The sequence below is a fragment of the Leptospira alstonii serovar Sichuan str. 79601 genome, from assembly GCF_000347175.1.
GTDB lineage: Bacteria > Spirochaetota > Leptospiria > Leptospirales > Leptospiraceae > Leptospira > Leptospira alstonii.
Window position 1 is genome coordinate 1 of the sequence record NZ_ANIK01000103.1, and the last position, 9,867, is coordinate 9,867.

The 9,867-nt window shown below is 34.2% G+C and carries 10 protein-coding genes and 1 pseudogene; 3 read left to right on the forward strand and 8 right to left on the reverse strand.

Annotated elements, in window-relative coordinates; genetic code table 11:
• The 3 genes from LEP1GSC194_RS21755 to LEP1GSC194_RS22430 all read right to left on the reverse strand — a co-directional run.
• On the reverse strand, window positions 1-250 hold a 250-nt coding region (locus LEP1GSC194_RS21755), incomplete at its 3' end, for an IS3 family transposase (protein ID WP_020774904.1).
• Window positions 247-612 (reverse strand): transposase, encoded by a 366-nt coding sequence (locus tag LEP1GSC194_RS23255; RefSeq protein ID WP_232424471.1) that lies wholly within the window; start codon window positions 610-612, stop codon window positions 247-249. The genes LEP1GSC194_RS21755 and LEP1GSC194_RS23255, both read right to left, overlap by 4 nt.
• A 472-nt stretch (window positions 613-1,084) precedes the next feature.
• Window positions 1,085-1,372, reverse strand: a complete 288-nt coding sequence (locus LEP1GSC194_RS22430; protein ID WP_017810294.1) for an acyltransferase family protein — start codon at window positions 1,370-1,372, stop codon at window positions 1,085-1,087.
• Window positions 1,373-1,996: 624 nt separating this feature from the next.
• On the opposite strand from LEP1GSC194_RS22430, the gene LEP1GSC194_RS17855 reads away from it, so the two are divergent.
• From LEP1GSC194_RS17855 to LEP1GSC194_RS17865, 3 genes are read left to right on the forward strand one after another with little or no spacing between them, the layout of a single operon-like run.
• Window positions 1,997-3,004, forward strand: coding sequence for a thymidylate synthase (locus tag LEP1GSC194_RS17855; protein WP_036043685.1), 1,008 nt, complete (start codon window positions 1,997-1,999; stop codon window positions 3,002-3,004).
• A 9-nt stretch (window positions 3,005-3,013) separates the two neighbouring features.
• On the forward strand, window positions 3,014-3,817 hold the full coding sequence (locus LEP1GSC194_RS17860; RefSeq protein WP_020774906.1) for a hypothetical protein: 804 nt from the start codon (window positions 3,014-3,016) through the stop codon (window positions 3,815-3,817).
• Window positions 3,801-4,742 (forward strand): alpha-glutamyl/putrescinyl thymine pyrophosphorylase clade 3 protein, encoded by a 942-nt coding sequence (locus tag LEP1GSC194_RS17865; RefSeq protein ID WP_020774907.1) that lies wholly within the window; start codon window positions 3,801-3,803, stop codon window positions 4,740-4,742. The genes LEP1GSC194_RS17860 and LEP1GSC194_RS17865 overlap by 17 nt, the downstream gene beginning before the upstream one ends.
• A 13-nt stretch (window positions 4,743-4,755) precedes the next feature.
• On the opposite strand, the gene LEP1GSC194_RS17870 is transcribed toward LEP1GSC194_RS17865, so the two are convergent.
• The 5 genes and pseudogenes from LEP1GSC194_RS17870 to LEP1GSC194_RS17890 form a co-directional block, all read right to left on the reverse strand.
• Window positions 4,756-5,841 carry an ImmA/IrrE family metallo-endopeptidase gene (locus LEP1GSC194_RS17870; RefSeq protein WP_020774909.1) on the reverse strand — a complete coding sequence of 362 codons (1,086 nt, stop codon included), beginning with the start codon at window positions 5,839-5,841 and terminating at the stop codon, window positions 4,756-4,758.
• Entirely contained in the window at window positions 5,834-6,214 is a 381-nt protein-coding gene (locus LEP1GSC194_RS17875; protein ID WP_036043688.1) for a hypothetical protein, read from the reverse strand. Before LEP1GSC194_RS17875 ends, LEP1GSC194_RS17870 begins: the two co-directional genes overlap by 8 nt.
• Window positions 6,215-6,858: 644 nt before the next feature.
• Complete coding sequence (locus LEP1GSC194_RS17880; protein WP_020774903.1) at window positions 6,859-7,557, reverse strand: hypothetical protein; 699 nt, start codon at window positions 7,555-7,557, stop codon at window positions 6,859-6,861.
• A gap of 791 nt (window positions 7,558-8,348) precedes the next feature.
• Window positions 8,349-8,630, reverse strand: a pseudogene (locus LEP1GSC194_RS23260) (SH3 domain-containing protein); the annotation flags it as partial.
• 4 nt (window positions 8,631-8,634) lie between these two features.
• Window positions 8,635-9,336, reverse strand: a complete 702-nt coding sequence (locus LEP1GSC194_RS17890) for a hypothetical protein (RefSeq protein WP_020774908.1) — start codon at window positions 9,334-9,336, stop codon at window positions 8,635-8,637.
• Between the last annotated feature and the right edge of the window lie 531 nt (window positions 9,337-9,867).

Genomic DNA, 9,867 nt, shown 5'->3' on the forward strand with positions numbered 1-9,867 from the left:
TTCTGTAAACTCGATTCTTAGATATAACAAGACCTTCCGAACGTAAGTCTTGATGAATTCGTAGATACCCGGATCGATTCTCATGTTCCTCAAATAGAATCCGAATCCTTTCGTCCAATTTTTTATTGGACTTTACCCTCTCGCTATCTTCTCGTTTCAACCATTCATAGTAACCGCTCTTTGATACATTCAGAATTTTGCATATCTTCTTTACAGGGGAATGATTCCTTTTTATATATGTATATTTCATTTTCTTGGTTTCAAGAAGATGGCCACGGACTTTTTTAAGATCTCCCTCTCCTCCCTCTCCTCCCTCTCCTCCCTCTCCTCCCTCTCCTCCCTCTCCTCCCTCTCCTCCCTCTCCTCCCTCTCCTCCCTCTCCTCCCTCTCCTCCTTTACTTCCATCAGTTCTTTCCTTAAACGTTCATTCTCTGCTCGAAGTTCATCTTGGAACGGACCGTCATCCGTCAGATACTTTTTCTTCCAATTAATCAGAGTATTTACAGATACTCCCAAATCTTTTGAGATCTGAGTCATCGATTTACTAGACTTTATTAGTAGTTCAATCGTGTTCTTCTTGAATTCTTCATCGTATTGTGATTTACGCGCCATGCTTTTATCCTTTTTAACTTGCACGTCCGTGTCCACTCATTCGGGGGAAGTTCATTTCTTTAAAATAGGGCGGGAATGATTGTAAATGCCCAAATGAAATTAAATAAATCCTGATTATCGTCGGTACTAAGTAGAGACTCCAAAGAAGGGCCTGTCTGATTTTAAACTCATATTTGAAAAGAAGAATTGAACAAAAAAAAGGAAAAATCAAATAGAACTGTTCTTCACTCGAAAATGACAAAGTATGGGTATTGATTCTCTGAAAATAATTTCCTAAAAATACAAAATCACCCCAATTATTTGACAATGCTTCACTTAGCGCTTTTGCCTCATTCGTAATGTGATTCTTGTTCAGAATCAACAATAGACCTTTTCCTAATGCATAACTTACTATTAAGAAAAAATAGTAAGCGAGAAAGATTCTTAAGATTCTTTTGATATAGAATTTCTTAATTTCCAGTTTGGAATTTGCCTACCATTCCTCCCATAGTCCCTTCGAGATTAAGAACCCGCTCAGGACAAAGAATAGATCAACTCCCGTCCAAAGATTCAAATAAAGCAGGGTTATCGAAGAGGGAAGGTTAAGAATGTCTTTTAGGGCTATTGTGAAGTGATTTAAAAGGACGAAGCAAATAGCCAAGGCTCTAAGTCCATTTAGGGTTCCGATTTCATTGGTTTTATTTGAAAAAAGCGCTTTGAAGAAGACTAATTTCTGAAGTTTATTTATTGAATAATTTTGGGTCTGATTTCTCGCCTGCATTGATTAGGTTACAAATGGAATTCGTTCTCCTAATAAATGAATGTCTCATTTACCCTAATTTATTGCGGCAGGTTGGAATAATCCTAGAAAAAAATATAGTTGGTTTTTGGTTTAAGGGGTATGAAGCTTTATTTTTTCTATTTAAAAATCAAGTATGACGAGTTTTCAGAATCAGGGCATATCAATAAATTTAGATCAATTGCAAGTCAGGAGCTTTCAGATACTCAATTTAAAATAATGGAATCTTCGATAAATTCTTTTGGCGAAATTATTTAAAATCCATAGTTTGTCGCGATAGGAGATTATTGCGGTAAATCCAATTGCAAATTTATAGGTTTAAATGCCACTTTTACTATCTGCTTCTTCTCCATTGATGACCTCTTCTTCGTTGAACAGGGATGATTGGTGAACCAGTCATTGAAACTGGCTCTATTCATAGTATTGCTCCTTTCTTTAGGGGTTAACTCAGATGTGTGGTTTAGATAGTAGCAAAGTCATTTTTTTTGAAGGATGATATTTTTTAAATTCATAATTTAGGACATTATGTAATTAAAATATTCTTGAATGATATTTAGTTTATTGAAAAATAATCCAAATACCCCTATTTATTTCTGTATTTAATTAATGCACATATCTTCTGATACATTAGACGATCTCATGATGAGAGTATATGATAGAATAATTAAAAAGGGAAAGCAGATTAAGCCAACTAGAGGTGACGCAAGGGAGTTGACAGGGATTTTATTGGAAATTAAAAATCCTAGAGCTAGGCTAAGTCGAACCGAAATTCGAGGCTTGCTTTTTTCATGTATTGGAGAGTTTCTATGGTATATGTCTGAGTCGAATGACTTGGAATTTATTCGTTATTATTTAAAAGAATATCATGAAAATTCAGATGATGGAAAGACTGTCTACGGTGCTTATGGTCCGCGAATATTTAACAAAAATGGAGTTAATCAATTTCAGAACATTATTTCAATATTAACAAAAAATAGTGACTCTCGCAAAGCCGTAATGCAATTGTTTGATGCAAATGACCTTGTTGAAAAACATAAAGATGTACCATGTACCTGCTCATTACAATTTATGATTAGAGAGAATAAGTTGGATCTATTCACATTTATGAGATCAAATGATGCATACTTTGGATTACCTCATGATATATTTTCTTTTACTATGATACAGGAAATAATGGCTAATAAGTTAAATGTTAAATTAGGTGTTTATAAACATTTCGTCGGAAGTTTACACCTTTATAACGATAGATTAGATAGCGCAAACCAATATATTGAAGAAGGATGGCAAGAAACATCGTGTATGCCTATGATGCCGATAGAAGATCCGATTGAAACAATTAACAAACTAATAAAAGTTGAAGCTAAGATCAGAAATGATCAGGCGATAAATGGTAGTGACGAAAACGGATTGAGTCCATATTGGATGGATATCTTACACCTCCTTCGGATTTTCAAGATATATAAGAATGGAAAAAATATTGAGAACGTTTCACTGATAGAAGAAATTAAGCTTAAAATTTCAACCAGAGTTTACGATACCTATATTGATAAGAAAAAAACGGTTCGCATTGCAAAAGAACAATTACAGCTGCCAAATATTTCAATTTTAAAATAAGCTACGCAGATGTTAGAATCATTATTAAAAAGCTTAGGGGATCCAGATTTAATATCTAATCATGTTCTTCCTTGGGGATCGCCAATACCAGTTTTCGGAGATGTTTCAAAATCGCGAGTCGCTACCCTTGGTTTAAATCCAAGCAATCGAGAATTTGTTGATGCTGATGGAAGAGAATTGGATGGGGAAAAAAGGAGATTTCATACTTTGAAGTCCCTTAATATAACAAGTTGGTCCAAGGCAAAGCAAAAACATTTAGAATTAATAGGCGATTCTTATAAGACCTATTTCAAAAGAAATCCTTATGATGGTTGGTTTAGAATTCTGGATAAGATAATTTCTGGAACGCAAACATCTTTCTATAATAAATTAAATCAAGCATGCCACCTTGATTTGGTGCCATACGCAACATACTGCAAATGGGCGGAACTAAGTAATAAACAACAAAATCGACTTTTCTATAAAGCAGGAGATACTTTAGCCTTTATGCTCCGTGAATCTCCTATTCGCATAGTTGTTTTGAATGGGAAAACAGTTGTAGATGCTTTTCAGAAAATTTCAAATCAAACTCTCGAAAAAGAATTAATGACTGAATGGACGCTTCCAAGGAAAACAGGAATTGGGATTTCAGGATTTTCATATAAAGGCGTGATAAATCAAATTGGTGGTCATAAGTTAAAAAATGAAATTTATATTCTCGGCTTCAATCATAATTTGCAGAGCAGTTTCGGAGTAACCAATATTGTAAAAAACTCGATTCAAGATTGGATAAGTCGCTCATTTGAAAAGATAAAAAATGAAACCAAAAGATAAGCTTACAGCTGAAAAACATGATTCTATTTTATTAATGTATAATAGGGAAGTGAGGCCTTTATTTGGAATTCACGAGAAGGAAAATCGTTTATCATATATTGGGCAGCTATTAGAGAGTATTCGAAGAGTTGATTATGTTAAAAGAATTGAAAGTAACCCTTTTACTAGTTCTTTTGCCGATCCAGCTAACCTTTTATTTGATCCCTTAAAAGGAGCTATATTTTTTAAAAATAGTGGTGATTTCGAAGAGGCGTGCTGGTTAGTATTTCATTTTGTTTATTTCGGAAAACATAGGTATGGTGGCTGGCGATATTCGAGAGAAGTTTACGGTGCATTAGGTCAGGAAGAAAATTGGAATTGGCATCGGATAAGTGCGGATGTTGAAGGATTCCGCAAGTGGTTAAAACGTAATCAAGAGAATATTAAACGAAAAGATGTTCCTGGTGGCTTTGGTAATCACAGAAAGTATGAGAGCTTGGATGCTTCTTCGTCAAGGGGAACAGGAAATGCATTTGAAACTTACGTGAATTGGGTACTTTCATTTGGATCTCATTATAAATTGTTTAATAAAGTATGCCAAGATTCAGAAGGTGATGCAAAGGTAGCTTTCGATAACTTATTTAAATCTATGAGTAAAGTTATATCCTTTGGTCGAACAGCTAAATTCGATTATCTTACAATGATAGGAAAGCTAAATCTTGCTCAAATTAAACCAGGAGTTCCATATTTAAGTAATGCAACAGGCCCTCTTACAGGCGCACGATTGCTATTTACTGGTGATTTTAGTGCAAATGTTAATCCAAAGGATTTAGAAAACTGGATTATCGAATTAGATTCCCACATGAATGTTGGAATGCAAGTCTTTGAAGATTCTCTTTGTAACTGGCAAAAAAGTCCGTCAATTTTTAAACCTTTTCGAGGCTAAACGTTATCAATCACTATATCCAGGTATATCTTCTTTTTAGGGTATTTAGATGGCTGCGGTTAATTCTATTAAGATGCTGAAGTTGTCCGACGACGATTCCTGGATGTATATTAATAAATCGCGCAAATTTAATAACCTCGTTTCTATTCGAACGTAGTTTTTGAAATTTTTCTTTAAATTCTTCTGGTATTAAAACATCTGCTGCAAATTGATTCGCTTCAGCTTCCTCATTTTCATTAGTAATCCATGATCCTTCAACGTGAAGAGAATTTGAACTATGTAAAAGTAGATGACCAGCTTCATGAAAAAATGTAAACCAAAAGTGATCATTAGAAAGATATCTGAAGCTTAGCATTAATAATGCTTTATCAGGATTTATGAATTTCGTTGCACCGCTTGCCTTACATCCCGATGGCGTGCGAGCAATAATTACGGCCACTCCGGATTCTGCACAAAGTTTTGTTAATTCAGGAATGAAATTAGAAGGATCTTTCTTAAAAGTTAAACTACGAATTGCAGATAATGATTTAAGAAAATTGTCAGAATCCCATTTATTACAGTTTATCGATTGACTTAGAATTTCTCCTTGGCGAATCCAGGCCGCGATAGCGCCGGGTTCAGAAGTAAAACTCGAAGTCATTTTAAATAATGCCATTCCAATTTCGGAATTATATTTTTCGTGCCAAGTTCGAATGTTAGCTACACCGAAGAAATTTAAACATTTTTCTACAACATCAATGGAATCGTCAAAATTATCCAACCATCCTAACTTTAACATTTCTTTAACTGGAATAAGTTTTAGCCATTCTTTCTTTTCATTCTCCAAATTTTGAGATTCAAGTAGAGAAAAGTCTTTTTGAAATTGATTTTCTCTTTCAATCCAAAAATTGGCAGGAGGACCCAAAACAATTTCCAGTTGCTGTGCAATTTCCTTATCGATCCGAATTTTGCCATTTAAGAGTCCGTTTACCTTGTTCACAGGACGAGACATTTGTTCCGAAAATTCTTGAAAAGAAATCTGCTTTTTTGCAAGTATATCTATGATAGTATCCGAGGGTTCTGAAACCCAATCAGGTCTAAATGCTGTTGTTTTACTCATTTTTTTGACCTATATTTATTATTTTAATTCGAAATACTCTTTGCCAGTCAATTTTACTGGGCGATAATAATGGTTGTGGATTATGATTAGAAATGCAAACCATTTCATAGTTGTTTCCAAGATCAATAGTGAAAATCTTATTATTTTCGCTATTGCCAAGTTCATCGATTATTTCTCCTAAAACAAGATCTTGGACGGAAGAGGCAGCTCTTAAATCGGATAATCTATTTCTAAGTTTGTTTGAAACCGGTTCACCTAAAAATTTTAAAGCTTGTGAACTTTTTTCACAAAGGCTTCGTAACTGGACATTCTGAAATGCTAATATCAAATACTTAATCTTGCCTATTCTCTTTGAGAAGGAATAGGTTCTCAAAGTAATTCCATTGTATTTAATTTAATTATAATATAAAGCAGAAATTTGGTTAGAATTACCGATTTCTCCATTTTTAAAAATTAGAATTCTAAAGTTTAAAAGTCATTTTTATTGTAATTGTATTTAATAAAAACTTTCTCTAAAGCTTCTGGGTTTAATTTCAGTATAAATAGTATTTTGCTATTCGTGCTAATGCCTTCAAGCCATAAGCGCAATGCAATCGCGGGGATTTTCTTTCCCGCCAAAAGAAGGTTATCGCATTTGAATGATGTAACTTTACACTGAATATTTTGTCTAACATTCGCTTAGAGTATTTATTGATTTCTTACCAAAGGAACTGCCTTGAGGAATGACCTAAATTCGATCTTCGACTTAGAAAAAGACAGTTTCGGATATTTTTCGTATAAGAGTTAACTTTGACTGCATGATTTTTGGGTGCAACCCCACTCTTTTTGAAGATGTTTGTTACAAACTCAAGTCGGTTAAGAGAGACTTCTCGTTCATTCAAATTCGCGGATAATTTAGGAATTTATCACGATTTGCCCTTGTTTACATATCTCCTGTTATGTAAACAAAATACTATTTGAATTCAATTAACTTTGACCTCAAGAATTCCTATTTTTTTATTTTGAATGAAAGTAGTCTTATAGATCTGAATTCTTTTGTAGCCTTTTCTCAAATTTTTCATTCTTCCAATCGAATGAGATATTATAAATTTGACTATCTCCCAAATGTTCCAAATAATCCCCGTAAAGTGCGCACGTAATTGTGAATCCTTTTTCCGGTAGTTCACAATAATAGAGAATTTCTTTTATTTTTTTTATCGATTCTTGTTCTAAACCGCTTCGATTAAGTTTGTAAAATTCACTTTGTTGGAGTCCGGGAAAAATTTGATTTGTTACATCAGACCATTCATTGAATTTAAATTCATAAAAACTTAATAGAGAATTTCTTTGGAATCCATAAGTTGAATTAATTCCAACAATGCTGCTATTTCCGGGTTTACGCCAGACTGCAAATTCAACTTTATAATCGCTGCCCATCATGCCTGGTTTACCTATGGAAAGAAAGCCATTCGTTTTATTGATAGTGTGATTTCCCCAGGTTTGCTCTATGCTCATCTCGTCAAAATTTGCCTTCCGACTCAAAATTAGTTCCTTTTGTTCTAATGGAATTTCGTGTTTGTAAAACACTTCAAAGGGAAGAACTTGATAAAGTTCAACAATATCTAATTTATCTTTGTTGGAAGGAAGCTTTGAGCGATCATATTCTAAAGTATGGATTTCTTTTTTGCAGAATAGAATGAAGACGATTGAGAAGAAAATTAGGGTATTTTTAAACATAATGCTTTCCTATAGAAAATTTTAATTCTATGTGTGCAATAAAATAAATGCTTACAAGAGTCTTTCTTAAAATCTATGCGTCAAGTTCAAAAACTCTTGAATTATCATATTGAATAATGCCTTTTGCAATGATATTGAGTTTAGAAAATCGGGTTTGTCAAATTTTAGTTTATCCTTTTATTACTAGCGATGCTCAGCATCTTGAAAAGAGTCCTTCCATAATCGCCTACTACATATTTTAGTGGATAGGTCAGATTTCGTAGAAAAAGTATTCAGAATTTTAGTATATTTTACTTTTATAATCTGTTTATATCTATTTGGACGGACTCTCGGCTCCAGTCAATAAATTGAAGGACAGTAACGTTATGCAAAGTATTGCCTTCATTCCTAATTTATTGACTACGCCTCCATCCCTTCCGCTTTGTGAATCTATGTCCCACTGTTGTTCGAGTGAGATCCCATTTTATCCTTTGCGAGGCCCAGGCCCATATTTTTTCAGGATGTCCTCATTCTTTAGAGGCCGCTGTTCCGATTTACAATTTTCGTCCCAGCGGTGTTTTGTTCGGCGATTCTCCAAACGAAGTTTTAAACGGCGCCATTCCCGACAAACATCGTTTTACTGATCAGATAATCAAGCCGCTTCCAAGAGAACTAAGATCAACAGCCGTAACGTTTGCCGTTCTTGTTAATGCAGTTTTCCGCTGTCCGTATTTCCGGACAATCCTTTTCAGGTTTAACAGAGAAGGTGCATCGGATAAGATGGCATTGATCCGATTTCCTTCTTTTGAATATCATTTAAAAATTCCTCGTAATTCTGAATCGGCGGGTGTACCTCCGCTGTTGAAATATTCATAAACTGTTTTATTATATTTTTTAGGTTTCGAACATGGGCACTCGTTAGGACAGGTTTTGCTCCATCCGGATCTTGCTACCAACGTCTTTTCCGTTTTAAAAACAAAGGCAACGGTATGGCTTTCTCCTCCACCGCCGCATTCATCACCTTCTCCGTGAAAGTTATAAAGGAACGTCCGGATATTCGGGCATTCCAAAAAACCTCGATAAGAAGTTGCGTTATGGTTAAATGCTTAATTCCTTTACTAAAGCGATGACTTCTTTTTTTGACTTAGCATTGGTTTTAAGACTATAGTAGACATCCCATTCTCCAAATGCATCGATTGAATAATACTCGTCAGATTCTTTTTTATAGCAGTAATATAATTCATTTTTTCTTTGAATAATAAAATGATCCGATAAATCGGAGTCGTTGGCAGCGAAAAACGTCGCTCTTGTATAAGAAAGAATAATAGCTGAATTTATCTTTTCTTCCGAAGAAAAAACGTTAAATTGATTTGGATCAACTTGCAAAATCTTTTTTGCTATTTTATCGCAACGTAAATTGCCAATATTTGCGTTTCTTCTGAATAAATCGTTACAGAATGCAGTTTCATGCGCGTAGATAGTAGGAATTTGTGAGTCGAAGCTTCGGCTGACACAGAGGGGAGAAGTGATTCCAAATTTTTCACAAGTGTATAGTTTACTATTTTTCAGAATCGTTATTCTGTTGGATGAATTGTTCGCACCGATTTTAATGATGGAGTCATCGTTTATTAGTTCAGGTTTAAAAGAATTTGAGAATCTATTTTTAAGAAATAGATAATTTGAAATTCTTTGATAGGCGGGAATTATAAAAAAAATGACAATTGCAATTGATAGCAAAATCAGCGAATACTTAATCGGTTTGCTATTTTTGGTTAGAGTAAATAAATTAGAAATAAACATTTATTTGAGTTAATATATATTATAGAATTCTATGCTTAGGCGTCTATTCAGAAAATTTTGTTAAATCCCAATCGCTCCCCTTAGGGAAATTTATCTAACATCTAATCCCCAAAAACGTCGATACAGTTAAAAGTTTGGTTTCTTTTGCAAGTTCACACAGTTAATTCCTTTGGATTCCAAAGTTTTAGAGAACGATTTCGTAGGAGCTTATTAGGGATCAGTGGAATAGGAGTCAGATGTTAGGTGTTTTTCTGCAATTCGGGAGTTCTTACTTTTACAACAAAACACCTATCCACTATTTCCTAATCACTATCCACTAAAATAGGAGCCCGCGTATTAGGAGTTAGGTGATATAGCAGCGCCTAGAAAAAGTTCCCCGCGGAACAAAATTTTCTTGAATTGTGAAGTATATTTTTTCATATATCACCGCAGGACGAATCGGTGCGGTTAAATTTAAAAAACTTCCGGGTATTACTTTCGAGTTTAGCCCTTGTATCGATAATTCCTTTTATTTTCTTCTTTGAATCCAAA